At 46.8% G+C, this 26,582-nt stretch carries 21 protein-coding genes, 2 pseudogenes and 1 riboswitch; of the genes and pseudogenes, 18 read left to right on the top strand and 5 right to left on the bottom strand.

Annotated features, from left to right (window positions below; all coding sequences use genetic code 11):
- The first annotated feature begins 31 nt into the window (after positions 1-31).
- Complete coding sequence (locus ACTWJ7_RS07295; RefSeq protein ID WP_079350083.1) at positions 32-847, top strand: alpha/beta fold hydrolase; 816 nt, start codon at positions 32-34, stop codon at positions 845-847.
- A gap of 148 nt (positions 848-995) precedes the next feature.
- Here the strand turns inward: ACTWJ7_RS07295 and ACTWJ7_RS07300 are convergent, their stop codons facing one another.
- The gene (locus ACTWJ7_RS07300; RefSeq protein ID WP_053779008.1) at positions 996-1,727 is read right to left on the bottom strand and encodes a ZIP family metal transporter; all 732 of its coding nucleotides are present in this window, start codon (positions 1,725-1,727) and stop codon (positions 996-998) included.
- Positions 1,728-1,979: 252 nt separating this feature from the next.
- On the opposite strand from ACTWJ7_RS07300, the gene trxB reads away from it, so the two are divergent.
- Together trxB and ACTWJ7_RS07310 are read left to right on the top strand one after the other, a co-directional pair.
- On the top strand, positions 1,980-2,921 hold the full coding sequence (gene trxB, locus ACTWJ7_RS07305) for a thioredoxin-disulfide reductase (RefSeq protein ID WP_301879830.1): 942 nt from the start codon (positions 1,980-1,982) through the stop codon (positions 2,919-2,921).
- Positions 2,922-2,980: 59 nt separating this feature from the next.
- Positions 2,981-3,211 carry a glutaredoxin family protein gene (locus tag ACTWJ7_RS07310; protein ID WP_024631391.1) on the top strand — a complete coding sequence of 77 codons (231 nt, stop codon included), beginning with the start codon at positions 2,981-2,983 and terminating at the stop codon, positions 3,209-3,211.
- A gap of 263 nt (positions 3,212-3,474) precedes the next feature.
- On the opposite strand, the gene ACTWJ7_RS07315 is transcribed toward ACTWJ7_RS07310, so the two are convergent.
- Both ACTWJ7_RS07315 and ACTWJ7_RS07320 read right to left on the bottom strand, forming a co-directional pair.
- Positions 3,475-3,675, bottom strand: a complete 201-nt coding sequence (locus tag ACTWJ7_RS07315) for a hypothetical protein (protein WP_286456155.1) — start codon at positions 3,673-3,675, stop codon at positions 3,475-3,477.
- A 145-nt stretch (positions 3,676-3,820) separates the two neighbouring features.
- A complete protein-coding gene (locus ACTWJ7_RS07320; RefSeq protein WP_079350102.1) occupies positions 3,821-4,987 on the bottom strand; it encodes an ROK family transcriptional regulator in 1,167 nt (388 codons plus the stop codon).
- Positions 4,988-5,187: 200 nt separating this feature from the next.
- Between ACTWJ7_RS07320 and xylA the strand changes: the two genes are divergently transcribed.
- The 15 genes and pseudogenes from xylA (at position 5,188) to ACTWJ7_RS07395 (ending at position 23,738) form a co-directional block, all read left to right on the top strand.
- A complete protein-coding gene (xylA, locus tag ACTWJ7_RS07325) occupies positions 5,188-6,504 on the top strand; it encodes a xylose isomerase (protein ID WP_024631388.1) in 1,317 nt (438 codons plus the stop codon).
- Between the two features lie 422 nt (positions 6,505-6,926).
- Positions 6,927-8,420: a xylulokinase gene (xylB, locus tag ACTWJ7_RS07330; RefSeq protein ID WP_301879829.1), complete on the top strand. Its 1,494-nt coding sequence runs from the start codon at positions 6,927-6,929 to the stop codon at positions 8,418-8,420.
- A gap of 308 nt (positions 8,421-8,728) precedes the next feature.
- The gene (locus tag ACTWJ7_RS07335; protein WP_301879828.1) at positions 8,729-9,445 is read left to right on the top strand and encodes a glycosyltransferase family 2 protein; all 717 of its coding nucleotides are present in this window, start codon (positions 8,729-8,731) and stop codon (positions 9,443-9,445) included.
- Between the two features lie 19 nt (positions 9,446-9,464).
- Positions 9,465-10,301, top strand: coding sequence for a hypothetical protein (locus ACTWJ7_RS07340; RefSeq protein WP_443145250.1), 837 nt, complete (start codon positions 9,465-9,467; stop codon positions 10,299-10,301).
- A gap of 56 nt (positions 10,302-10,357) precedes the next feature.
- Positions 10,358-11,427 (top strand): annotated as a pseudogene (locus ACTWJ7_RS07345) (glycosyltransferase).
- A gap of 185 nt (positions 11,428-11,612) precedes the next feature.
- Entirely contained in the window at positions 11,613-12,014 is a 402-nt protein-coding gene (locus ACTWJ7_RS07350) for an Rrf2 family transcriptional regulator (RefSeq protein ID WP_301879826.1), read from the top strand.
- 116 nt (positions 12,015-12,130) lie between these two features.
- A complete protein-coding gene (locus ACTWJ7_RS07355) occupies positions 12,131-13,300 on the top strand; it encodes an MFS transporter (protein WP_301879825.1) in 1,170 nt (389 codons plus the stop codon).
- 133 nt (positions 13,301-13,433) lie between these two features.
- Positions 13,434-14,065: pseudogene (locus ACTWJ7_RS07360) on the top strand (bifunctional 4-hydroxy-2-oxoglutarate aldolase/2-dehydro-3-deoxy-phosphogluconate aldolase).
- A 162-nt stretch (positions 14,066-14,227) separates the two neighbouring features.
- Positions 14,228-15,178, top strand: coding sequence for an alpha/beta hydrolase (locus ACTWJ7_RS07365; protein WP_301879824.1), 951 nt, complete (start codon positions 14,228-14,230; stop codon positions 15,176-15,178).
- Between the two features lie 203 nt (positions 15,179-15,381).
- Entirely contained in the window at positions 15,382-15,564 is a 183-nt protein-coding gene (locus ACTWJ7_RS07370) for a hypothetical protein (protein WP_443145251.1), read from the top strand.
- Positions 15,565-15,575: 11 nt separating this feature from the next.
- Positions 15,576-17,777, top strand: a complete 2,202-nt coding sequence (locus ACTWJ7_RS07375; RefSeq protein WP_443145252.1) for a YcdB/YcdC domain-containing protein — start codon at positions 15,576-15,578, stop codon at positions 17,775-17,777.
- Positions 17,778-17,981: 204 nt separating this feature from the next.
- The gene (locus ACTWJ7_RS07380) at positions 17,982-19,109 is read left to right on the top strand and encodes a transglutaminase domain-containing protein (protein ID WP_301879822.1); all 1,128 of its coding nucleotides are present in this window, start codon (positions 17,982-17,984) and stop codon (positions 19,107-19,109) included.
- Between the two features lie 176 nt (positions 19,110-19,285).
- A complete protein-coding gene (locus ACTWJ7_RS07385; RefSeq protein WP_443145253.1) occupies positions 19,286-20,851 on the top strand; it encodes a collagen binding domain-containing protein in 1,566 nt (521 codons plus the stop codon).
- A gap of 8 nt (positions 20,852-20,859) precedes the next feature.
- On the top strand, positions 20,860-21,669 hold the full coding sequence (locus ACTWJ7_RS07390) for a collagen binding domain-containing protein (RefSeq protein WP_443146348.1): 810 nt from the start codon (positions 20,860-20,862) through the stop codon (positions 21,667-21,669).
- The gene (locus ACTWJ7_RS07395) at positions 21,612-23,738 is read left to right on the top strand and encodes an MSCRAMM family protein (protein ID WP_443145254.1); all 2,127 of its coding nucleotides are present in this window, start codon (positions 21,612-21,614) and stop codon (positions 23,736-23,738) included. The genes ACTWJ7_RS07390 and ACTWJ7_RS07395 overlap by 58 nt, the downstream gene beginning before the upstream one ends.
- Before the next feature lie 129 nt (positions 23,739-23,867).
- Here the strand turns inward: ACTWJ7_RS07395 and ACTWJ7_RS07400 are convergent, their stop codons facing one another.
- Together ACTWJ7_RS07400 and ACTWJ7_RS07405 are read right to left on the bottom strand one after the other, a co-directional pair.
- Positions 23,868-24,512, bottom strand: a complete 645-nt coding sequence (locus tag ACTWJ7_RS07400) for a class D sortase (protein WP_301879820.1) — start codon at positions 24,510-24,512, stop codon at positions 23,868-23,870.
- A 177-nt stretch (positions 24,513-24,689) separates the two neighbouring features.
- A complete protein-coding gene (locus tag ACTWJ7_RS07405) occupies positions 24,690-26,156 on the bottom strand; it encodes an amino acid permease (RefSeq protein ID WP_301879819.1) in 1,467 nt (488 codons plus the stop codon).
- A 115-nt stretch (positions 26,157-26,271) separates the two neighbouring features.
- Positions 26,272-26,488, bottom strand: a riboswitch (Lysine riboswitch).
- Positions 26,489-26,582: the final 94 nt, after the last annotated feature.

Consider the following 26,582-nt stretch of genomic DNA (forward strand, 5'->3'; position numbering starts at 1 on the left):
TAACGATTTGACGATGAGGGAGCTGTGCAATATGGGGCGTTACGTACAAGTAGAACCGAATGTGAGTATATTTGTTGAAGAAATTGGTGAAGGAACACCGGTTATCTTTTTGCACGGCTGGCCCGTCAATTATAAAATGTTCGAGTATCAATTAAATGTATTGCCGAATCAGGGTATTCGTGCGATTGCCATCGATTTCAGAGGTTACGGCAAATCGGATAAGCCTTCGACAGGGTATGATTATGACCGCATGGCGGACGATGTTCGTGCCGTGATTGATGACCTGCAACTGACGGATGCTGTACTTGCAGGCTTCTCCATGGGTGGAGCGATTGCCGTGCATTATATGGCCCGCCATGCGGGACATGGTGTATCCAAGCTGGCGCTATTGTCAGCGGCGGCACCGGTGTTCACACAGCGCGAAGGTTATCCGTATGGATTGCCTCCGGCGCAGCTGACCGAGCAGATTATCGAGCCGATCTTCGCAGATCGTCCGAAGCTGCTGGAGACGTTTGGCGGTATGTTTTTCGCGAAGCAGCACAGCCAGTCGTTCATGGATTGGTTCCATGCTTTGGGCATGGAAGCCTCATCTTACGGCACGATTAACAGCGCGATTGCCCTGCGGGATGAGGATTTGCGCGGGGATCTGAGTTCGATTCAGGTACCAACAGCCATTTTGCACGGAAAAAAGGATGAGATCTGTCCGTTTGAGTTCGCCGAAGAGATGCATAAGGGCATTGCCGGTTCTCAATTGATTGCTTTTGAGGAGAGCGGTCATGGGGCGTTCTATGATGAATTGGAAAAATTCAATGCCGAATTGATTCGATTTATCAAATCCGGATTGTAATGGTCAACCGATCTTTACAGATCGTTCCAACGATTTCATTCAATCTTCATTTGTGAACAAAAAAAGAACCTGGAAGTTCAGCGAGCCGCTGTCCTTTTAGGTTTTTTTTGCCGTCCATCGTTGTGTTCATGTGAGGGCTGTCCCTTCATTAGAAAAGTTCAGTCAGGCCAATCATCGTGATCAGTCCGAGCAAAAAGGAAACCGTTGCCGCCCGCGCATTGCCATCGCCGTGGCTTTCGGGAATCAGTTCCTTGTACACGATGAACATCATTGCACCCGCTGCAAAGGCAAGACCATAAGGGACCAGACCGGATACCAGACTACTGAGTGTGTAACCAATCATGGCTGTAACAATTTCAACTGCACCCGTCAGCGTGGCGATGCCGAGCGCCTTGAAGCGACCAATGTTCTGATTGACAAGGAAGAGGGCAACCAGGAATCCTTCAGGCGCATTCTGCAATCCAATGGAAAAGGCAATCAGATTGCCAAGTCCTGCGTCACTGCTCGCGTAGCTGACACCTACCGATAGCCCTTCGGGCAGGTTATGCATGGTGATGGCTGCAATGATCATGAAGGCTTTGGCTTCAATTTTGAAAGGCATCTTCTCGGGATTTTCAAGATCCACATGTGGAATCTTCATCTCAAGCACAAGCAGGACCATGCTGCCGAGCATAATACCGAGGGCTAGTACGAACAGATTGGATTGCCCGAGCGCTTCCGGAATGAGATTGTACACCGAGGCAGAGGTCATGATGCCTGCTGCATAGGCAAGCAAAATATCACGCAGACGGTGGGTTACTTTGCGCATAAATAGAATAGGTATGGCCCCAAGGCCGGTAGACATGGCTGAGATAAAGCTGCCAATGAGTGCATCGTTCATGCTTCCATTTTCCCTCCTGATGAAGACTTCTTCATAATCGCTGCCGAGCATTGACACCGTACATAAAAGCGCTCATAATGAACAACAGATTAGAATGATTATAAATTAGAATTCCGTTTCTGCATAGGTTAATTGTCATAATAGGCAGGTCAAGTGGACATGATCTAGGCTTTTGTTCTAGTGTATGCAAAAGCAATTGCTTTTGATGCCGGAGAGCCTGACCTTTTTGCAGAACCCGGGGAGGAACTATACATGTATAAATCAATTATTATTGGAACAGGCCCTGCAGGGCTGACAGCAGCAATCTATCTGGCACGTGCTAACTTGAATCCACTCGTTATTGAAGGACCGCAACCTGGTGGTCAACTGACAACAACAACCGAAGTGGAGAACTTCCCAGGTTTCCCTGACGGCATCATGGGTCCTGAACTGATGGACAATATGCGCAAACAAGCAGAACGCTTCGGTGCAGAATTCCGTACAGGCTGGGTAAACAACATCGATATGAGCGAGCGTCCATTCAAGGTTCAGGTTGAAGGTATGGGTGAGCTTGTATCGGAAACCTTGATCCTGTCTACAGGCGCTTCTGCTAAATACCTCGGTATTCCTGGCGAAGAAACGAATGTGGGCCGTGGTGTCAGCACTTGTGCGACATGTGACGGATTCTTCTTCCGCAACAAAGAAATCATCGTTATTGGCGGTGGCGACTCCGCGCTGGAGGAAGCGAGCTTCCTGTCCCGTTTCGGTTCCAAAGTAACCCTGGTACACCGTCGTGAGGAATTGCGTGGTTCCAAAATCATGCAGGATCGTGCACGCAGCAACGAGAAAGTGGAGATGGCATTGAACCGCACCCCTCTTGAAGTGCTGGCTTGCGACAACGGCGTAACTGGATTGAAAGTATTGAACAACGAAACAGGTGAAGAAGAAATCATCCCGGCTAGTGGTGTATTCGTAGCGATTGGTCACACACCAAACACCGGATTCCTGGGCGGACAGATCACAACCGATGAGCACGGTTATATTCTGACTACACCGGGCACCTCCGAGACGAATATCCCAGGCGTATTTGCTTGTGGTGACGTACAGGATACCCGTTACAAACAAGCGATTACAGCAGCAGGTAGTGGATGTATGGCTGCGATGGATACAGAGAAATATATTGAAAGCTTGGAGCACAGCGCAGTAGTCCTGTAAGGGAAGAGCTGTATATATCAATAGATTAGTCTATAAAAAACAATATGAGGTGAATAAACATGGAAAACGTAATTGTATACACATCAACCAACTGCCCAAACTGCAAATCGGTAAAAAGCTTCCTGGCTGACAAAGGCATCTCTTATGAAGAGCGCAACATCGAGACAAGCGACGAGTTCGCCCAACAAGTATGGGATATGGGCGTACGTGCCGTGCCTCTGACTGTTATTGGTGAACACCGCATTCTGGGTATGAACAAAACCCAATTTGCCAAAGCGCTGGACGCTTAATTTACCCTTATAGGGTAAGTTCAAGTCACATGGAGCTATTCCGGTTCGCGCGAGCCGTTTGAATATATATTGGGGAGCCTTGGTCCAGTTCAGGACTGAGGCTTCTTTTATTTGAATTAGGTAGTTCATCACACTGAATGGTCTAGTGCAGTTCAACCCGTCTGTATGATGAAAAAACCCCTTTCACAGCTACAACAGAGCACATGTTTCATGAACTCTTTTGTGGATGTAAAAAGGGATTTGACATTAAAACCATACCTATTTTATCTAAAAAAGATACTCATAAAGGTCTGAAATACAACATACACCAGTACGCCTGACAGCATGTACATGAAACCAGCCTTCTTTTTGCTCTGAAACAATCGAAGTATGCCAAGGCTGAACAGCGGCGCAAGCACGATCAGGAACAGGAGTACGGTGACAAACATTTGCGCCGAGATATCTGAAGTATCCACGTAGGTCACGAATTTTCACTCCGTTTCGTTATCGGAATTAACATAGCGACATTCATGCCGCGATGACAAAAATCACATAACCCTATTATACCTCTGGATTTCTTTAACAAAAAGGGAGGAAATGGGGCAAAATGATGTCAATTTTCATCGATTATTAGACGGAAACTCTTATTTTACCTAAAAATTGGGAAATGGCTGAGTAAGCGGCACCAACACGCGTGGACTGACTACCCAGGGCTGCCCATTCAATCTGCAAACTGCGGCGGTGATAGGGCAACGTACGCTCCTCCACCACTTGTTTCAGTGCCGTTTCAATCCATGGTCCTGCTTCAGAAAGAGGGCCACCGATAATGATACGCTCCGGGTTGAAGCTGTTGACAATATTGGTGATGCCCACGCCTAGTTTACGACCGATTTCTTGGTACAGCTTCAATACATCTTCATGGCCTTGCTGTGCATAATCAATCAATTCCCGTGTAGTATGTGCAGGCAAAATCAACTGATGATCGGGGTGCTCATAAGCTTTCTCCGAAGCATATAACTCCCAGCAGCCACGATTGCCACAGGAGCAAGGTCTGCCCTCTGCTTCAATGGACATATGGCCTGTTTCTCCCGCATATCCCCAGGCTCCTTTGTACAGCTCGCCATCCACCATAATGCCTGAACCAATCCCGATGCCTGCGCTGATATAAATCAGATGACGTACTCCAATGCCTGCACCAAAATTTAATTCTCCATGCGCACCTGCATTGGCTTCATTATCGATTGTCACTGGGAGCTCGAACGCATCTTCCAGCATGGCACGCAGGGGGACCTTCTCCCACCCCAGGTTGGGCGCAAACAGCACCGTTCCTTCCTCGTCCACCATGCCCGGCACTCCAATACCCATGCCGATCACGCCGTGAGGGGAGGGAGGGGCCGCATATATCAGATGTTCTGCGGCAAGCTTCAACTGTTCAAATACAGAGGACACATCATGATGTTCCAGCTTAACGGCGTACTCTGTGATAATATGACCTTCCAGATCGGTAAGCACACCCTTTAAGTGGGTCACGCTGAGCTCCAAGCCTACGGCATATCCCGCTGTACCCCGAAATAGCAGCATCAAAGGTTTGCGTCCACCGCTGGATTCCCCAGGCCCAATCTCCTGCAAGAGCTCATCATTGATCAGATCAGCAACCAGATTGGATACCGTGGCTTTATTCAGTCCTGTAATCTCGGATACCCGAGCACGGGAGAGGGGAGCATGACGACGAATCGTATCCAGGACGATCGACTTGTTTATTTTTTTGACCAGCATCTGGTCTCCGGTAATTTTCATATCCATAAGGCACTCCTATTCTTCTATAAAAGGGTTCAGACCCGTTATCCGTAAACAAGCTATTCGACTATTATAGCGTAAACAAACGCGCAAAAAACATTTTTATTTTTACTTTGTTTAACCAATAGACAAAGTATAACCGATGTGATAGGATAACGTTGTAAACGATTACTTTTAAAACTATTGAGGAGGCATTCTACATGGCCTATTTTGAATCCGTTAATAAAATTGCATTTGAAGGTAAAGATTCCACGAATCCATTTGCTTTTAAACATTATAATCCGGAAGAAGTTGTCGCTGGGAAATCAATGGAAGAGCACTTCCGTTTCGGCATGGCTTACTGGCATACATTAACAGCGGGTGGTAGTGACCCGTTTGGTGCGGAAACTGCTGTTCGTTCTTGGGATAAATACTCCGGTCTGGACCTCGCGAAAGTACGCGTGGAAGCGGCATTTGAATTTTTGGAAAAAATGAATCTCCCGTTCTTCTGTTTCCACGATGTGGACATCGCACCGGAAGGCAACAGCCTGCGTGAGTTCTACAGCAACATTGATACGATCGTAGACCTGATTGAAGGTCACATGAAATCCAGCGGCAAAAAACTGCTCTGGAACACAGCGAACATGTTCTCCAACCCGCGCTTTATGTTTGGTGCAGCTTCCACTTGCAACGCAGACGTGTACGCTCATGCTGCAGCGCAAATCAAGAAAGGTCTGGAAGTGGGTAAACGTCTGGGCGCAGAAAACTATGTGTTCTGGGGCGGTCGTGAAGGTTATGACACATTGCTCAACACAGACATGCAGCTGGAGCAAGACAACATTGCCCGCATGTTCCACATGGCAGTAGACTACGCGAAGGAAATTGGCTTTGATGCACAATTCCTGATCGAGCCTAAACCGAAAGAGCCAACCAAGCACCAATATGACTATGATGCAGCAACTTCCATTGCATTCCTGCAAAAATACGGTTTGGACAAACACTTCAAACTGAACCTGGAAGCTAACCATGCTACACTGGCTGGTCACACCTTCGATCACGAGATCCGCGTTGCCCGCACAAACGGCATGCTCGGTTCCCTCGATGCCAACCAAGGCGACATGCTGATCGGTTGGGATACAGATGAGTTCCCGGTGGATATGTACGATGCTACATTGACTATGTATGAAGTATTGAAAAACGGCGGTATCGGCCGTGGTGGTGTGAACTTCGACGCCAAAGTACGTCGTGGTTCCTTCGAAGCAGACGATCTGTTCCTGGCACACATCGCTGGTATGGATACGTATGCTAAAGGTCTGAAAGTAGCAGCGAAATTGATTGAAGATCGCGTGTTCGATGACTTCATCGAAAAACGCTATAGCAGCTTCAGCGAAGGTATCGGTGCAGATGTGGTTGCGGGTAAAGCAACACTGGCTTCCCTTGCAGAGTACGCGCTGAACAACGAAAGCCCACGCAAAAACCAATCCGGACGTCAGGAATTGCTGAGAGCGAAACTCAACCAATACATCCTGGCTGACTAATAGAAGTCAAGCAAAATGCAGGATGAAGGGATATCAGCCTACCTGAGAATACTCGGGTGTGGCTGAAACAGATCTTCGCCTGCACTGTGCGGGACCAGCTTGTACCACGGAACGCCTGAACAAGCATGACATTCGGACCGTCCCCGACTTTCCCCTGGGAAGGCGGGGACGGTTTTTTGATTAAACAAACTAAACGGTTTTTAAATTTTTGATATAAATGAATAATTTGCATGCAGAACGGAGTGAGCAGAAAGGACCCGAGGAAGCGGAGCGTGCGCATTATCCCCGGATTTCTCCCTTGCTAAAGGGTATAAAGGAAATCCGGGGTAACGGCGATCCGAGGGTTTTCTGATCACGGAGTGGCCACATGAGCATCAAGGTTTCATTTATATAATCCTGTTACAAACGAGAGGAGTTAACTCATGAGTTACGTAATTGGTGTCGATCTGGGAACAAGCGCAGTTAAAACTGTGCTGGTTAACCGTGAAGGGAAAGTAGCGTTTGAAGCATCCGAGGCTTATCCGTTGTACCAGCCCAAGGCTGGATACAGTGAACAAAATCCCGAGGATTGGGTAGAGCAGACGATTCTTTCGCTACGCAAATTGCTGGAAGTGTCCGGTGTACATCCTTCGGAAATCGAAGGACTGAGCTTCTCCGGGCAGATGCATGGATTGGTACTGGTGGACGCCGAGGGTAAACCGCTGCGTAATGCCATTCTGTGGAACGATACGCGGACAACGGCTCAGTGCCGCCGCATTGAGAAGGTGCTGGACGGGAAACTGTTAAGCATTGCCCGCAACCGTGCACTCGAAGGTTTTACACTGCCCAAAATCCTCTGGATACAGGAGAACGAGCCGGAATTGCTGCAACAAGCGGCCCTGTTCCTGCTGCCGAAGGACTATGTGCGATATCGCCTGACAGGTGATTATGCCATGGATTATTCGGATGCAGCGGGCACATTGCTGCTGGACGTTGCAGGCAAGCAGTGGAGCACAGAGATCGCGGAAGCTTTTGAACTGCCGGTATCCTTGTGCCCACGTCTTGTAGAGTCATTTGAGGAAGTGGGCACATTGCTGCCTGAGATTGCGGAGCAAACAGGACTTGCAGCGGCAACCAAAGTATTTGCAGGTGGTGCGGACAATGCATGTGGAGCCATTGGCGCAGGCATTCTGAGTGAAGGACAGACGATGTGCAGCATCGGAACGTCCGGGGTTGTGCTTTCCTATGAAGAGCGTAAGGATCTCGATTTCGAAGGCAAAGTGCACTTTTTTAACCACGGCGAGAAAGATGCCTTCTATATTATGGGGGTAACCCTTGCGGCTGGATACAGCTTGTCCTGGTTCAAAGATACATTTGCTGCGGACAAATCATTTGATGTACTCTTGCAGGGCATTGATGCGATTCCTGCTGGAAGCAACGGATTGCTGTTCACGCCTTATATTGTTGGTGAGCGTACGCCGCATCCAGATGCAAACATTCGCGGCAGCTTTATCGGCATGGATGCCGGACATAAGCTGGAGCATTTTGGACGTGCTGTTATGGAGGGCATTACGTTCTCGCTGCGTGAATCCATCGATATTTTGCGTAATGCTGGCAAAACAGTAAATGAAGTGATCTCCATTGGTGGAGGCGCCAAAAACGAAGCCTGGCTGCAAATGCAGGCCGATGTTTTCAATGCAACTATTGTGAAATTGGAAAGTGAGCAGGGACCAGCAATGGGCGCGGCGATGCTGGCAGCTTATGGCTGTGGCTGGTTCCTATCCTTGCAGGAATGTGCGGCGGCGTTCATTCGTCCAGCCAAATCCTATGCCCCAAATCCGGAAACGGTTGCCGTATATGATGGACTGTTTGCATTGTATCAGGGTGTATATGGGCAAACACGCAGCTTGAATGATCGACTGGCAGCATATCGTTGATTATTCAGACTTTTTCCAGATCGACATCTCACCAGATTGACATCTCAATAGATCATTAAATATTAAACCAATGAAATAGTTTATTAGGGAGGCACCTGCCAAAGCGGGTGCCTTTTTGTTGTTGCTCGTGAAGAGGCACATATCATATGCTCAAGTTTCTTAAACGTCATGAAAGGTCTACATGCCAGACATAACCCTCTTCCAGACGCGCATAGATTAGATATTGAGCTTAACAGGGGTTCAGCCAAATTAAACAGCCATATCACATCAGTTATAACGCGTGACAGACTCAGCCTGGAGGTGGGGATTTGGAAGATTGCGAAGGAACCACGAGGCCGCATGTCACCTTGTCCATGATTGTCCGCAATGAGGAACACAGGTATCTCAGACAGGCGTTGGAGACTCACCGGCCGTGGATTGATCGTGCGGTGATTATTGATGACGGCAGTACGGACAATACCGTTGCTTTATGCCAGGAAATGCTAGCGGGTATTCCCCTTACGTTGATTGTGAACCCGGCTTCTCTGTTTGCAGATGAGGTGAGTTTACGCAAGCAGCAGTGGGAGACCACGGTGGCTACCGGACCGGAATGGATTTTGAACCTGGACGCGGACGAAATTCTGACGACCGATTTTGGCATTGTTCGGAATCAACTGTTGGGTGGGACCGAGGACGCCATTTATTTCAGGTTGTTTGATATGTGGAGCGAGACGCATTACCGGGATGACGAATATTGGCAGGCTCATGCGTATTATCGGCCGTTTCTGGTCCGATATCGCCCGGAATGGAGCTATGAATGGAAGGAAACTCCGCAGCACTGCGGCCGTTTTCCACTAACTATTCAGCATTTTGCCTATGGATGCCATTCCCCTCGGGTGAAGCATTATGGCTGGGCACGTGCAGAGGACCGAATTCGTAAATACGAGCGTTACCAGGCATTGGACCCGGATGCGAGATATGGCTGGAAGGAACAGTACGAATCTATTTTGGATACAGAGCCAAGACTCCTGCAATGGTCGGAATAAGGGAAGGAGGACAATCCATTTGAAGAAGGAAAAAGAAAAAGGTAAAGAAGAGCCAAAGGAAAAGATTCTTATCGCAAGTCCTGTTCGGCAGACGGCTGGGGTACTCCGTGAATATCTTCAGTCCCTAGAATCGCTTGAGCGAACGACGGTAACGACAGACTATCTGTTTGTGAACGACAATGAAGAGGAAGCAGCATCCAATATGCTCCGTGAGTTTGTACTCCAGCATGAAGGGATTCTTATCGATGCAGATGTGAAGGAAACGGATGCCAACCAGGGAAAAGGAATATACAACAAGGACGAGGGTGGGCATTATTGGCGGGACGAACAGATCTGGCGGGTAGCAGGTTTGAAAAATCGTATATTGGCCTATGCCCGTGATCATCAGTACGATGCTGTATTCCTGATTGATTCCGATCTCGTACTGCACCCTCGGACATTGGAACAACTCGTATCCAGCGGGAAGGAGATTGTCTCCAATATTTTTTGGACACGATGGCAGCCGGGAACAAGGGAAATGCCGCAAGTCTGGTTGCAGGACGAGTACGCGCTATTCCGCAAGAGAGGCAACCCGGTTACAGGAGCGGAAGTTGAGGACGAGAATACACAAACCGATACGTTTCTGAGGCAATTGCGTACCCCGGGTTGTTATGAAGTGGGGGACTTGGCGCGTGCACCCTTATTCGCAGGAACGTTCTGGAGGCCGGGGTTTCCTATGACCAGATTCCCAACGTATCTTTCTGGGGTGAAGATCGTCATTTTTGCATTCGTGCTCAGGCACTGGGCTTCCGTTTATACGTGGATACCCATTTTCCCGCCTACCATATCTACCGACTATCGGAATTGTCAGGGGTAGCTGCTTTTAATCGCAGAGCTATACGTGGTGAGGAATCGATCAGTATTTCGCTGTGTATGATTGTCAAAAATGAAGAGGCCTCCCTTGCCAGATGTCTGGACTCGGTTAACGGAATCGCTGACGAGATTGTGATCGTGGATACAGGTTCCACGGACCAGACACGCCAGATTGCAGCTCGTTATACGGAACGCATCATCGATTTTGAATGGGTGGATGATTTTGCGGCGGCAAGGAACTTTGCCTTTGAACAGGCAACAAGTGAATATATATTATGGCTGGATGCAGATGATGTGTTTGAACCGGACGACCGGGTGAAGCTCATTGAACTGAAGCGTTCCCTGGACCCTGCTGTGGACAGTGTCACGATGGATTATCATCTGTCCTTTACGGCGGAGGGTAAGGTGGCATACAGTCTGCGACGGAACAGACTGGTGCGCCGGGATCGGAATTATCGCTGGATTGGTGCAGTACATGAATATCTGGAAGTGGCCGGTCATCTGCTGCATAGTGATGTGGCAGTCACGCATAAGAAGGATAAGGAATACACGGATCGCAATCTAAAGATTTATCGCAAACGCGAACAAGCAGGGAGGAATTCTCCCCGCGTGACTTATATTATTTTGGCAATGAACTGAAAGACCACGGGCATTTTGAGGATGCAGTGAACTACTACGTGAAATTCCTGGACACCGGGCTGGGATGGGTGGAGGATCAGATTGCAGCATGCCAGAAGATAGCGGATTGCGAGGCAGCACTTGAACATTCGGAAAAGGAAGTCTCCGCATTGCTGAGATCCTTTGCCTTTGATTTGCCGAGGGCAGAGATTTGCTGCCGATTGGGTGGATATTTTGCCGACCGTACGGATTATCGCAAAGCTTTATACTGGTATGAACAGGCGACCCGCGCCATACGCCCGACGGATCCGATGGTCGTATTGAACGAAGCTGCTTGGACATGGATGCCGCATTTACAAATGTGTGTGTGTTATGACCGGATGGGCAATCGGGCAAAAGCGAAGGAGCATAATGATATTGCTTTGACGTACCATCCCACACATCCGAGTATGCTGTATAATGAACGTTACTTTAAGGACCTGGAGAAGGACAGTATTCTGGAAAATGCATAGAGCATGTATATATGTGTGGCAGCGTAGGTATAGGCATTAGTAATACAGTTAAATATGACGATAACCTCCTTTTATGAAGAAGAGGTGGACGCAAAGTGCCACTTTCATAAAAGGAGGTTATTGACGTCTTAGGACTATAGGGGTTATTGTAGATATATTAAGTCTATTATAGAGGAGGAAATCACATGAAATATACTAAAGCTACCAACTACGCCCTGCACACGATGCTTTTTCTCGCGGCATCCAAATCAGATAAACCAGCGGGTGTGCAGCAGCTTGCAAAGTGGCAGAACGTTTCACCTACCTATCTGTCCAAAATTTTAACGATATTGACAAAGGAGGGCATGATTCATTCTTCATCTGGTGCCCATGGCGGATACACACTTCAGGAAAAGTGGGAGGAACTTACGTTTTTGGACATCATACAGGCCATTGAGGGTAAAACATCTTTATTTGATTGCTGTCGCCATCATAAACAGGGATGTTTGATTCAGGAAACGATGATTCTTGCGGAAGGGCAGATGGAAGAAGTGCTTAAAAATCAGAAATTATCTTCTATTGCCAGTAAAATATCAATGGTGCAATGAATATTTTTTTGTACATATAATAGATATAATTTGTCTTTTATATCTTTGAATAAATATTGCTTACGAGTGTAACCGGAAGATTTGCACTCTACACTTTATAAATTAAGGAGACTGAAATGAATTCATTCATCATTTATTTATTGGCATTAGGAGCTTTTGTTGTAGGTACAGCCGAATTTGTCGTCTCTGGCGTCCTGGATATCATCGCCCGTGATCTGCAGGTATCCATCTCCTTAGCGGGACAATTGGTCACCGCATATGCGTTATCTCATGCCTTAGGAGCATGGGCGCTGGTCATGCTGACTTCCAAATTTCAACGTAAAAAAGTGCTTCTCTATTCGCTGCTCATATTTATCGTGGGCAATATCATTGCATTCTTTAGTCTGAACTTCGGCATGCTTATGTTCTCTCGCATCGTATTGGCTACGAGTGGTGGTCTGTATTTTGTCATAGCCACGAACTATGCCGCAAGGCTGGCCCCTCCAGGTAAGCAGGGTAGCGCCATTGCAACCGTCATTACAGGATTTACCGTATCATTGGTATTGGGTGTGCCGATCGGCACTTTCATTGCTGCCTATATGGATTGGCACTATGTTTATATCATGATTGCAATCATCGCATTTATTAATTTCATGCTGTTGTATCGATTTATTCCACAAATGGAGGGCAACCCGCCTCTCTCGCTGAAGCAACAACTATTGATTATCAAAGATAAAAAGGTGATAACCGGATTATTAACGACTGTATTCTGGATTCTGGGCTACACCTTGGTATTTGCCTATATCGCTCCACTTTTAAGTTCGGTAGCCGATTTTTCGATTGAGATGATTAGTACCGCGTTACTCGTATTGGGTGTATTTGCATTCATAGGTTCTCGTCTTGGTGGTTATGCGGTAGATAGATGGGGACCTGTTCGCACGATTCCAATCAGTTTGATTATTCACGCTGGCGCCCTCTTTATTTTACCAATCACAGCAGGCTCCACCATAGGTGTTCTTCTGACCATTATGATTTGGGGCACCGCTGCCTGGATCACAACTCCTGCGAATCAGTTTTATTTGATTACATTGAGACCGCAGTCTTCTGAAACAGTCCTGAGTTACAATACGGCAGTAATGAACATAGGTATGACTCTTGGTGCCGGATTGGGAGGTGTGATTGTGAAATATAATTCCGTTCAGAATTTGGGGTGGATTGGCGGTGTGGTCTTGCTGCTGGCACTGGCGATTGCCCTTGTTTCCTTCACGTTGACTACAAAGCCAAGTTCAAACTCAATGTCTCTATAAAGGGTGGGGTGAATATTGGATCAAATGATTACATCCAGGGGACGATATGCTTTACAATAGTGACTAACGGAAAAGCGGTGATAACGAATACTTGTCTTCGGCTGCCGAATCTATGAAACAAGGGGAAGTTGGCATGAATCTGACGGAAGTATTATTAGAATCGAGACTGGTAGCCATTGTTCGTGGTATTAGCAGGGAATCTGCTCAGGCAGCAGGGCAGGGGATGACAGATGGGGGAATCCGTCTGATGGAAGTGACGCTAAACACAGCCGGTGCACACGATATTATTGCAGACTGGCGCGTACGACATGAGGGTAAGGCTTATATTGGAGCAGGTACGGTACTGAATGTGCAGATGGCGAAAGAAGCCGTTGCAGCGGGTGCCCAATTTCTCGTGTCTCCGAATGTCGATCTGTCAGTTATTGAATATGCTGTAGAACATGGAGTGGAGATCTGGCCGGGGCAATGACGCCAACGGAGATTGTTGCTGCATATGAAGCAGGAGCCAGAGTGGTGAAGTTGTTCCCCATGGCGAGTCTGGGCATTCCATATCTACGTGAAATCAAAGCCCCACTGAATCATATTCCGCTGCTTGCAACAGGAGGAGCCACTCTGGATAACATTGCAGATTATTATGCTGCGGGTGCCGCAGCAGTGGGCCTTGGAAGTGCACTTCTGCCACGAGAAGCTCTTGCAGCAGGGAATGATGAGCAGATTGCTGCTTGCACACGTGCATTTGTGGACATAGCGAAAATCGAAGGTTGAACCAGAATACCAACCGAACGGAAGTGGACCAGACACATCGGGATATATGTAAGGAGAGATTCTGTATCCATAGATAATATAAGAAGTGATGTGGATTAACGTCCTGTTGATCTTGATGCCGTATGATGGAGTTAGCCAGAAAAACGGAGAGGAGTGACACCAGTGAAAGCTAAAACGATGATTGGCGGGATGATTGCTGTTGCCGCGGTAACTGCGGGTGGTTTATGGAAGGCAGCCGTAAATAGTCAGACCCCCAAAAAGATTCCGATTACGCTCACACCGCCCATGCCATTTGAGGATATAACCTTTGAAAGTGGTGGCGGGAGAGTTCATGGCTGGTTCATTCCGGCTGGAGCTCATGTCCCGAAGCCTTGGCCGCTGGTTATTATTGCACATGGATGGGGCTCCAACCGATCACGTGTCCTCCGTTATGCACGTCCCATTTGGGAAGCAGGTTACGCTCTCTTTATGTACGATGTTCGAAGCCATGGAGCCAGCGATCCGGTTAAAGCGGCTTCAGCCTACCTGTTCCGCGACGATCTGCTGTCAGCCTTGCGATATACATCGTCACGGCCGGAAATTGATTCTGCGGCGATCGGTGTGCTTGGACACTCCTTGGGCGGTCTAGGGACGATCCTTGCTGTGACGGAGGGCATTCCTGTATCCGCAGTGATTACAGACTCCATGCCATCCCAATTCGAGGTTATCGTCAGTGCGGAGCTGAGACGGCGACGCCTGCCTCTGTTTCCGTTGGCGCAGTTGATTCCGCGAATCTGGTTCTGGCGGCTTGGTGAATCTCTGAAAACGTATCGCCAGCGCGATCCCGTGATGCTGCTGAATGAACGGCGCAAGGGTATGCAGCTGCCGATGCTTATGGTACATTCCAAAGGGGATAACTTTATTCCACCAAGCGAACTTGAATATTTTATGTCCAAAGCGGATCCGCCCGTAGAGCATCTATGGGTCAATAGCGGAGGGCACAGCTGTTCAGAAGAAGATCCTGCGTTCTGGAATACGGTGATTCCGTTTTTGAAAAATCATGTACAGGTGCAGGCTCAGTCCAACGAATCTGTTCTACCGAACGTCAATATAGAGAAAATTCAGCCTACTTAATGCTCCGGCTGATCGTTGAAACGCCAACCTGGTTGGCGTTTTTTGCTTTTTCTATACAATATGCAGAAATTCACATTTGTAAAATTGTTGGGAAAATGACGATTAAAAAGGAAGCTTATGGTATCATAGAATAGACTGGCAATATTCATGCGAGGTTTATTTTGCATGCATCCTTGTATGAAATTGAAGGGAGAGGTCCAGATTTGAGTTTTGATTGGAATTTTAATGGACGATTCAAAATGTTCACAGCCAAAGCGGCTACAGCGGCCATGGCAACATTGCTTCTGGCATCACAGACACCAGGGTTTGCAGGCAGCGCGTCGGCAGCGACAGCGGAACGGGTAACAGAATCCGCTGCGGGGAAACGGAACAACCACTTGGAGTAACAGACAACGAGGTGCCTGAAGGAGCCAAAATCTCCTCCAAACAAGCCAGCGAGAATATACTGAAATTATTTCCATTGCTAAAAAAGGCGACGATCTCATCCGCACGATTTGATTCACCGAACTCTTTTCCACCACCGGATTACAAGGCGTGGGATATCGGATTTCAAATCGTCGAAGGAAACCATACGATGGGATTCAGCGCAACGGTACATGCGGGCACAGGGGAAGTGTTAAGTGTACATTTGCCGTCTGAATTACTGGATAAGCAATCAGCAGATTCTGAAGTCAAATTGACCAAAGACGAGGCTGAGAAGCAGGCAGAAGCATTACTGTACAAAGCCATTCCCGGATTGAAAGAAAATGATTATGCTTCTCTCGGAGATCAGTATCAATCCACTGCACAGCAATCTTTGTTCGGCAGAACGGAGTATCGCTACGGTTACCAACTCAAGCACGAAGGGTTGTTGTCTGAGGCAGAGACGATCTACATAAGTGTGGATGAAAGTGGCCTAGTGACAGGCTATTCAAGAAGTACAACTGAAGCTGAATATCCTTCATCGAAGTCGGCAGCATCGGAAGAAAAGGCCAGACAACGATTTGAGGAGCAGTTTGATGTACAGCTTGCTTATATCTCGAATGATCGTCTATCTTCGTTTAAAGGACAACAGTACTATCTTGGTTATATGCCGAAGAATTCCAGCATGGTTCCGCTGGAGGCCAATACTCTGGAGCCGATTAACGCAATGACTGGAAAAGCTATCGGTGACGATTCTATACAACTGAATAAATCTTTAAAAGGAAGTATAGCTCCTTTTGTCGCGGCGAAAGGCCAGAAGTTAAACGCACAACAGGCCGAGAACATCATTAAAAAGAATTTCGATATTCCAAAAGGCTACAAGTTGGAGCATAGTCAGTTAAGCAAAGGCGAGTATGGGAGTCCAAACAATCAAGTCTGGAGCCTGAGCTGGAGCAATCGAAATGCGAATGTATCCTACATGTTCATGCGAGATATTTCAGCACAGGTAGATGCGCTTACTGGACAGATTTATAGTTACAGCTTGTATCAACGGGTGGAGCCGGGTGCTGCGCAGGAGAAACCAGCGGATGAGAATGAGACTAAGTCCGTAACCCGGACACAAGCCGAGAAGCTTGCCATCAATAAGGTGATTGCACTGGTTCCCAATGCATCGGAAGAATTCCGGTTGTCCAGCGTGCTTGAATTTGAAGGTGCACGTACATTTATGTTCCAGCGCTATATGAACGGAATTGCAGTTATGGATGATACAGTACAGGTACAGGTCCTGAAGGATGGGGCCATTAACGAATTTTATACAAGGATTGCTGCAACGCCTGAACAATTGCCTAGAGACACCGAACCAGCCATCAGTTATGAGAAGGCAAAATCGACATATCTGGAAGCATTTAAGTTGATACTGGCTTATTCACGCTACGGAGGTTATGCGATGAGTAGCGGACAGGTCGTTCCCTCGGGCGTAAACCTGGTTTACCAGCCTACACGAAATGAAAATTCGGTTACCGCCAGCTATGAAGTACTTGATGCTAACACTGGAGAATGGAAGTTCTTATACGGTACAGGAAGTGTCGCAGCGAATGTTGAACCTAGTGATATTTCCGGTCATGTAGCGGAGGCTGCACTTCGGAACATGACCCAACATGCCGTAATTCTTGCAGATGAACAGGGACGTGTATTCCCGGATCGGGTCATCACCAAGGGAGACTGGTTTACCTATCTGGCAAGAGCAGTTAATCCGAATATGGATATGTACTACAGTGGTAACGGGAGTGGCAATCTATATGCTGACATCACTCCGGAGAGCCCTTATTACCAAGCTGTGCGGACATTGATCGATCAGCGATGGTTAGCGGGTGCCGACCCTGAAACGAAGCTAAATCCTGAAGAAGAGATGACTCGTGAAGAGTTGGCAGTATTGCTCGTGCGCATTTTGCGCTATGAGAAATTAGCTGGATTCTACACATTGCCATCGGACCTTCCCAACCTGGCAGATGCCAATGCAGTCAACAACAAAGGCGCTGTCTCTCTTAGCATCAAGCTGGGATTACTGCCTTCAATTGAAGGTCGCTTCATGCCTGCACGTAAAGTGACGGTTGCGGAAGCGGCGCAGGTATTGGAACGTCTGGCCAAGCTTCAGGGCAAGACGGATACCTTTATGAGCGGCAATCGCTTATATTGAGCAGAGTTTGTTTTGTTGCATAAATACCCGGAAGCGTCATATGATGAGATTAACGGGTAGGTTAGGTTTATTTTGCTGAAGACAGAGGGACCTTCTGCGGAGGGTCTCTTTTGATGCTTTTCGACAAAACTAGAAGCCTGCCGTCAATCCCTTTTGTGATACAATGAGGCATGAGAACTTTGCAAAGAGAGGTGGTATCCTTTCATGGGCAAGCACGGAAAACGAGTGATAACCCTGCTATTGGCTGGCTGTCTCGTCGCTGTGGCGCTGCCACATGCAGTCGATCTGGATCAGCTATACGCGGCGTCGGGAACATCGGACATATCCACGAATACGGATCTGCGTGAGACGTTGCTTACCGCGATGTCCCAGCGAACGGAGGAACTTGTTTTTACATACAAAGGCAATGTGAAAGGCCTCAAGAAACAGTTGCAGAGCTCCATTGACGAAGCAATGACCAGTGATCCCTATATTCAATATACCGTTAAAAGTTACGCATTTAACTATAAAGGCTCCAATGTATCCGCAGAGGTACATGTGAAGCTGGCATATCGGGAAACCAAAGAACAGACCGATTATGTGAACCGCAAGGTGACCAATGTGCTGAAAGAAATTATTGTGCCGGGTATGACGAATCATGAGAAGGTCAAAGCCATTCATGACTGGATTGTGCTTAACCTTTCCTACGATACATCCTTGCAGAAATATACTGCATACGACGGACTTGTTACCGGCAGCACCGTATGCCAAGGATATTCTTTGCTGGCTTATCGCATGCTGGAGCAGGTGGGTATAGATAACCGGATTGTGGAAGGAACGGCTGGTGATCAATTACATGCCTGGAATCTCGTCAAGCTGGACGGCAAGTGGTACCATATGGACACGACATGGGATGATCCTACTCCTGATCGCAAAGGGAAGGTAAGTCACAGTTATTATTTGCTCAGTGATAATGAGATGGCACGTGACCATGTCTGGACAGCTAAAGGCAAGTATCCTGCTGCATCTGCCCCCTATCGTGAAGCTTTGCAAACGTTGATGAAGGCAGGAGGCAGCAAAGCAACCGCGTATCAGAAGCTGTATCATGCGCTGGAATATTCGCTATACGACGAAAGCGATGCGATTAGTGGTCATTCCGCGCTGAAAACAAAAGTTCAGAGTGTGCTTAAGGATGGCGGAACCTCGCTGACTTTCAGATACAAGGGTACTGAAACAGGACTAGTAGAGGATTTGCAGGATTTGTATCAGTTTGGCATGAAGTCGATATCGTATTACGTGTCCAACATGCAGGATACCGTCGATCTGCGTGTGAAGATTACCTGGACCATGTGACAGCAGCTGGAATGATGAATTTAAATGTGTTTTAAGACAGGGGCGCTTCGTTGAGAAGCGTTCTTTTTGTGTTAGAAGAACGTCGATTAGGGCGTTGTCTATTTTTTGTATATGTCTCTTTGCTATTCTTTTTGTTGGTGTATGCCAACATTACGCAAGAGGAGGATTTGCAAAAAATGAACAAAAAAGTGAGCATGGTGATCATAGCTTTGTTGCTGATCACACAAATGATGCAAGGATGGATGTTTACACCAACCATGCATGCTCAGGATGATATGACAGCAATTGTAACTATGGATACAGCATCAGAAGAAGGTTCTGTTGAGCCTGTCGCGGGGAACGGTGATAATGGAGTATCAATGGATTCTCCCGAGTCTAATGAATCTGCGGAAGTCATAAAGGAAAATTTAATTACAAGTGTTCAAATGTATAATCAAATACCGGAGTACGATGGAAATGGAAATATGAATATAAAAGGGGAGCGTATCGAAGATATACGACCTAGCGTTAAGGATGAGGTGGCTGTGGTCTTCACATGGGGGCTTCCAAACGATACCCATACTTATAGTGATGGTTCCACTTTTACTTTTCGTTTACCAGACAAATTCAAAATTGGATCGCAACTAAAAGGGAATTTGGATGGTGGAGTTGGGGAATATGTCGTCAATCCGGATGGAGAGATCACGTTTACGTTTAATGACCGTATCGTAGGTGAGAAGCTGGAGGGGAATTTCTACGTTTGGATCAAATTCGATGAAAGCAAGATGGATGGCGGCTTGAAACAGCCAATAGACTTTAGTTCCGTTGGACAAGGCATCATTAATGTGCATTTTCTGAATACAGCCATAGATAAACTCACGAAATCGGGGATCGCAAATAAGAATAATTTCAACTCGGATGAGATTGAATGGACTGTCGATTTCAACCAGGGAGAGAAGGGCATTAACAATACCGTTCTGAATGACACGCTCGCGGCAGGTCCACTTAAGGGGAATATAGAGATTCGCGAATTGCATATTCAACTAGACGGATCTGTCAAAGAAGGAAGTACAGTTAGAACAGAAACTCAGTTTCCGATCGCTTTGGGGAATATTGATAAGGCATACCGCGTGAAGTATACAACGAGTATCAAAGCACCAACAACTGCACCTTTTACGAACGTTTTGTATGAAAATAAGGTGGTTCTTACAGGTGATCAGAGCGAACATGATGAAACTGACATTGGTAGCGTGAGGGTGAGTTTTAATGAGCCTTTGAAAAAATCCGGACAAGAAAGTGCATACAATCCAGTGACCCAGACGATCACATGGAAAGTGCAATACAATTACAATCAACAAGGGATTATTCAGGCGAACGCATGGATTGAAGATCGTTATGACACAACGAAACATGAGTTGGTTGATGGTTCGGTAAAAGTACATCAAGTAGACATCGACGGTGATGGCAAGCCAGCGGGTACTACTTTAGTGAATTCCAATGAATATACACTCACAGGAGTGGGGACAGGCTTTGATGATGGCTTTAAATTACAATTTAAAAATGACATCACCAAGGCTTATGAAATTGAATATCAAACCAAAACGATAAATCGCGTCTATACAGATGCTACGGTAACGAATACGGTCAATATGTATGACGGTACAGAAAAGAAGGCAAAAAGGACATTCAGGAAATCATTTTTGCGAAAAGTGTTCAAAGTGAAAATTTTAATACCAAGGAGATCGAGTGGAAGATTGTTCTGAACCGTGATCTGAAGGAGATGACGGATATCGTCATTACGGACAATTACGCAGGAAGACATATGAAGCTCATTCCGGGCAGTCTTCAAATTAGTGGGGATCAAAAGGATCGGTTTGAACTTGAGCCAGTAGCTGATCCAGATGATATACATTTTGAAAAAGGGTTCTCTATTCAATTGAAGGCTGACGGTATGATTAATAAAGAGCATGTGATCACTTATAAGACCAGCTTTGATCCAACGGCAGGTATGCCAACTAACAATGAATATCGTAACCAGGCTACTTTGAATTGGAAGGAGTCGAATGTACCACAAGCTTCGATTACCAAATCGGCTGTAGTCAAACCCCAAGATTACACGATACAGAACGGCAACAAGAAGGGCGAGTACAGCGCGAAGGACAAAACGATTACCTGGACGATTGATGTGAATTATAATTTATATGATATCCAGAACGCTATTCTTAAGGATGCGTACACAGGTAATCAATCTTATGTAGAGGGCTCTTTGAAAGTAAATAAGCTCACACTAGCGGGAGCGAATAACGTCATTGCCATTGGTGACGAAGTTGCACTGTTACCTGGGCAATTCAAATTGAACTTGGACGGTAAAGGTTTTGCATTAAACCTCGGAAATATTGGAAAGTCAGCCTATCGGGTTGTGTATAAAACCAGTTTGGATGGGAATTTTGCAGTAGAGGGTACCTATTCCAATCATGCTGTCTTGACGGATGGTGAGGGGGAGAGGTACGATTTGAGAAGTCAGTGTCGGCCATACCTGAACACGGTGGCGTCTACGTACACAAAACAGGACAGCAATTAGGTTCAAGTGATAAGGCTGCCTGGACTGTAAATATCAACCCAAGCCAATCTTATATAGCCGCAGGTTCCGTATTAACGGATACGTTATCAGATAATCAGATTCTACTTGCAGATACGTTAAAGTTATATGCGACCGATCTGCCTGCGAACAACTCAGGGAATGTGTCCACCAAAGCTGGTTTGGTTGATGTTGATGAGTATGAACTGATTGTGGAAGGCAATACATTTACATTTACCTTTAAGAATGAGATGAAGACTGCTTTTATATTGGAGTATCAATCCTTTATTAATGCCGATAGCGGGGAAAGAATAGGAAATAAAGTTGAATTCGCAGGTCAGTCCTCCTCGGTAACGGGATCAGATCATCAGACAGGCATTCGAGTTTCCATGGCCGGAGCTGGTGGTGGAGCATCTACAGGTGTCGGTAAAATGAAGATCTATAAAGTAGATGATACAGGTCTTCCGCTTGAGGGAGCGATATTCGCCATCTATAATGCGTCCGGAACGACGCTTCTGGAAACGTTGAAACCAACAGATGTCAATGGAGAGGTCCAGACCTCCAGAAAATACAGATTTAACGATCAAACCAATGGTCTGCCATACAAGTTAAAGGAAGTATCTGCACCGAATGGCTATTTGATTGATCCGGAGTATGGAGCTTTCACAGGGAAAACCATTGATTTCAAAGACCCGGATCAACCCTTTGAAATTAAAAATGAAAAAATTCGACAGGGCTTCGAATTAACGAAAGTGGATTCTGAGGATTCATCGAAGACTTTGAAAGGTGCAACATTTGAATTGTATTTGAAGAATGGTCTGTCCCGAGATAAAATTGCGGAGTTAACGACAGGTGATGATGGAAGGATCGCCAAAGGAAATCTCGAACCAGGGGACTATGAATTGATAGAAAGGGAAGCGCCTGCGTACTATCAATTGGATGCAACACCAGTTCCGTTTACAATTGCAGCGAATCAAACCCGGATACTCACCCTATCTCATACGAATGTGCAGGGCTCGGGTGGCAAGCTGGTCGTTACAAAAGTGAATGCCAAGGATCAGTCCGTATTAAGCGGAATTGAATTTGAACTGCTTGACAGTAACGCGGATGTGATTGCCAAAAAAGTGACGGATCTTAACGGAGTGATTGAGTTTGACAGCTTGCCGTATGGCCCCTATACATTGGTAGAGACCAAGGCAGAAGGTTTCGTTATTGAACAACCTGAAACGGCTGTACCGATTACCAAACCAGTAACTTTATTAACGATTGAAAATAAAGAAAATGACCGTTCTGTTCAATTGATTAAATTTAATTCAGGCAAATCGCAACATCTGCAAGGAGCCGTTTTTGAATTGCGTGCTCAAAGTGCTCTGATGGATGCCAACGGTGTTTGGGAATTCAAAGTGGTTACAGGCATTGATGAAGCCAAACTGACTACCAATTCCAATGGTGAGATTGTTCTGAGAGACTTGGAACCCAATAAGTATCAGCTGGTTGAAATAAAAGCACCAACAGGGTATAGATTGGACCAAACGCCAGTTGAATTTGAGATTACAAATAAACAGACGGAAACTGTAGTGGTGGAAAAGACGAATATCGCCATTCCCGTACCGGGCGGGCCAAATGAGCCTTATAATCCGGGAACGCCAAGTACAGGGACACCGAATCCTGGGACGTCAACGCCAGATCCATCAACTCCGGACACAACGGTTCCAGGCACGGTGGTAACGCCTGAAACTTCAGAACCAGAGGATGGAACCGACCAGGGGACGGATCCGGATAGGGGAGAGTCCCCTTCCAAACCAGGAGATTCGACTGTTGTTGACGAAGAGGATCCTTCAGCTGTTGGCAATGCTGGCGATGCTACCAGCCCAGGAGCGGATCATACATCCTCCCCTGCAGATACGAATGTTGCAGGAGCAGAGGAAGGGAAGGACGGTTCTTTCCTAGGCATGTTGCCTAAAACAGGAGAAGAGAGCACATGGGGATACACTCTTGTAGGGACTCTTATGATTATTCTCGGCAGTATGGGATACTTGTATCTCCGTCGAAGACAACAGATGAATCCGTAGACGGGAACATGTAACCTCGGATATTTCTTAACACCTACAACAAAACACCCCCAGCACAAGCGTTTCGGAGATTCAGAATCACCGCGCGCTTGCCAGGGGTGTTTTTGGTTTTTTACAGCATGTTCATGTTTAAGACAGGTCACGCTGAGCAACCTCTGAAGTCACTTGGACCGCTCTTATAATCAGCCGATGTGTTGGATTTACTAATGGATCACAGGTAATCAAGGTCAGCACCTGTCCCAGATGCGGGTCCTCAAGTACGGACAAGTCCGTAGGCTCCACAACGGATATCTGATCCACTTTGTATTGGATATGGGTCTGATCTGCCAGAGTGACTTTAATCCAGTCACCAATCTCCAATTCTCCCATTCGGTTGAACAGGCGTCCTTTTTTGTGAGCACGATGGGCGGCTATCGCTGCATTTCCTTCAGTCCCGATGCGGGCCGTCTCCACAAGATGCGTTGCTGCAACCTTCATATTGTTTTCGGTTGCATCCTCCAGAATGGGCAGCTGCACATCAATTTCATCAATTGTAATAACCCCCAGTGCATGAGGATAACCTTCCTGTTCTTTGTCTTCGGTATCATCATCGATTGAGGCAGGATCCTGTCTGGCTTGTTCAAAAGATTCATTGATTTTAGTTAGGTCGAGTTGTAGCTGTTTCAGCTCATCCATAACTTCCGCTTGCTGCCAGTCAAAATACTTTTCCTGCAGAAGAGGCAAGAAAAGAAGTAAGATCCCCAGAACAACAAGCATGGAAAAAAAGAATTTCATTGTACGTGTACCCCTTTTGTCCAAAAATAGATTAACTGTTCTATTGTAAACATAGGGACATATACAAAACCTGGACAAATCAAACAGGCAGCCTTTTCTTACATAGAAAGAAGGAAGGCTGCCTGTTTATTTAATTGGAGTAACCCAATGCTGATCAATATCATTGCTTGGATATAATCATTCTGAAGATGGAGTAAAATCACATTCCTGTAGCGGTACGACTTTTGTTTTCTTAACAAATTTATAACCCAGCCATAATACCAAGAACAATGGAACGCTCAAGTAAGCGACGAGGGCTCCGCTCCAATCGATCTGATCGCCCGTGAACGCCTGATAGTTCTGTCCAACAATGACGATGATACATAATACAAAAGCAAAGATCGGCCCAAATGGGAACCAGCGTGCACGGTAGGGCAAATCGTTCAAATCCCGTCCCTGAGCTACATAAGCACGGCGGAAGCGATAATGGCTGATGGCAATGCCAAGCCAGGTGATAAAGCCACACATACCGGATGCATTAAGCAGCCAGGTGTATACAATGCCATCACCGAAAAGGGAGGCTAGAAAAGCAAGCATACCCACCGCTGTAGTCAAGAGCAGGGCATTCATTGGAATGCCCTTTTTGTTCAGCCGACCGAGAAAGCGAGGTGCTTTGCCATCTCGAGCAAGAGCATACAGGACACGACTTGAAGCATACATGCCCGAATTCCCGGCTGACAGTACAGAGGTCAGAATAACGGCATTCATGACAGAAGCAGCAATGGCCAGACCTGCCTTTTCAAAGACAAGGGTAAACGGACTGACTCCGATATTGTTCAGATCACCTTTGAGCAGATCCGGATGTGTGTAAGGAATGATCAGACTGATGACAGTAATCGCCAGAATGTAGAAGATCAAAATGCGCCAGAACACTTGCCGAATAGCACGAGGGACATTTTTACGCGGATTTTCGCTTTCACCGGCTGCGACGCCAATGAGCTCCGTTCCCTGGAAAGAGAACCCGGCGGCCATAAATACACCGAGAACCGCGAAGAATCCGCCATGGAATGGTGCGTCACCTACTGTGAAATTGCTGAATCCAACCGCTTCTCCGCCAATAATGCCGAAGATCATGAGCACACCAACGGTAAGGAAGATGATGACTGTAGCGACTTTGATAATGGCGAACCAGTATTCCGACTCTCCATATCCTTTGACGGACAACACATTCAGGGCAAAGATTAATACGAGAAACAACAGACTCCACAGCATGGATGAACTGTCAGGGAACCAGTATTTGATGAGTACGGTTGCCGCAGCGAGCTCTGCCGCAATGGTGACTGCCCAGTTGTACCAGAAGTTCCAGCCCATGGCGAACCCAAGGGCCGGATCGACAAAGCGGGCCGCATACGTATTGAATGAACCGGAGTCAGGCATGAAGGTAGCCAGTTCTCCTAGACTGGTCATTAGAAAGAAAACCATAATGCCGACGGCAGCGTAAGCAATCAGTGCACCGCCGGGACCTGCATTGGAAATGGCGGTTCCACTTGCGAGGAACAGCCCTGTACCAATGGAGCCACCGAGTGCAATCATGGTCATATGCCGTGCGCGTAGTCCTTTTTTCAGGGTGGGCCCTGTTGTGGTTTGGTTGTTGCGATCTTGCATGGAAACACTCCTTCTTTCAGCGTACTAATGGGTTCAGAACAATGGCAAATAACACAAAAGACCGCAGGCATTAGCCTGCGGTCTTTATATCAATTGTCCGCACCTCGTCCCGAATGTTTAAGATAGCTCAACACAGAAGAAATCATACCCTCCGAGAAAGGTATCCTTCATCTGTGACAGTTCTGCACCTTTCGGCAACAGCCCCAGCCGCGCTGGACAACGTAAGGAACGTCCTGCGGGCTTCGGCGGGTGCACCTTTCGGCTGAATTCATAAGCGGCTCCTTAGCGCCTCCTTCAACGTACTGATCGCACCCGCGACCTCTACCTCATCATCATGGATGAGGTGTATCTATTGTCTATGAAGTTATAAATCACAGAACGTAACGCTCCATGTTCTGTTTGGTAAACAGACAATTAGTATAACCC

It is taken from the genome of Paenibacillus sp. 1A_MP2 (assembly GCF_052244825.1).
Lineage (GTDB): Bacteria > Bacillota > Bacilli > Paenibacillales > Paenibacillaceae > Paenibacillus > Paenibacillus vandeheii.

Bases quoted from the DNA above. Each gene is read 5' to 3' on its own strand.
- ACTWJ7_RS07295 (WP_079350083.1), top strand. From the start codon at position 32: ATGGGGCGTTACGTACAAGTAGAACCGAATGTGAGTATATTTGTTGAA.
- ACTWJ7_RS07300 (WP_053779008.1), bottom strand. From the start codon at position 1,727: ATGAACGATGCACTCATTGGCAGCTTTATCTCAGCCATGTCTACCGGC.
- trxB (WP_301879830.1), top strand. From the start codon at position 1,980: ATGTATAAATCAATTATTATTGGAACAGGCCCTGCAGGGCTGACAGCA.
- ACTWJ7_RS07310 (WP_024631391.1), top strand. From the start codon at position 2,981: ATGGAAAACGTAATTGTATACACATCAACCAACTGCCCAAACTGCAAA.
- ACTWJ7_RS07320 (WP_079350102.1), bottom strand. From the start codon at position 4,987: ATGAAAATTACCGGAGACCAGATGCTGGTCAAAAAAATAAACAAGTCG.
- xylA (WP_024631388.1), top strand. From the start codon at position 5,188: ATGGCCTATTTTGAATCCGTTAATAAAATTGCATTTGAAGGTAAAGAT.
- xylB (WP_301879829.1), top strand. From the start codon at position 6,927: ATGAGTTACGTAATTGGTGTCGATCTGGGAACAAGCGCAGTTAAAACT.
- ACTWJ7_RS07350 (WP_301879826.1), top strand. From the start codon at position 11,613: ATGAAATATACTAAAGCTACCAACTACGCCCTGCACACGATGCTTTTT.
- ACTWJ7_RS07355 (WP_301879825.1), top strand. From the start codon at position 12,131: ATGAATTCATTCATCATTTATTTATTGGCATTAGGAGCTTTTGTTGTA.
- ACTWJ7_RS07380 (WP_301879822.1), top strand. From the start codon at position 17,982: ATGGGCAAGCACGGAAAACGAGTGATAACCCTGCTATTGGCTGGCTGT.
- ACTWJ7_RS07385 (WP_443145253.1), top strand. From the start codon at position 19,286: ATGAACAAAAAAGTGAGCATGGTGATCATAGCTTTGTTGCTGATCACA.
- ACTWJ7_RS07400 (WP_301879820.1), bottom strand. From the start codon at position 24,512: ATGAAATTCTTTTTTTCCATGCTTGTTGTTCTGGGGATCTTACTTCTT.
- ACTWJ7_RS07405 (WP_301879819.1), bottom strand. From the start codon at position 26,156: ATGCAAGATCGCAACAACCAAACCACAACAGGGCCCACCCTGAAAAAA.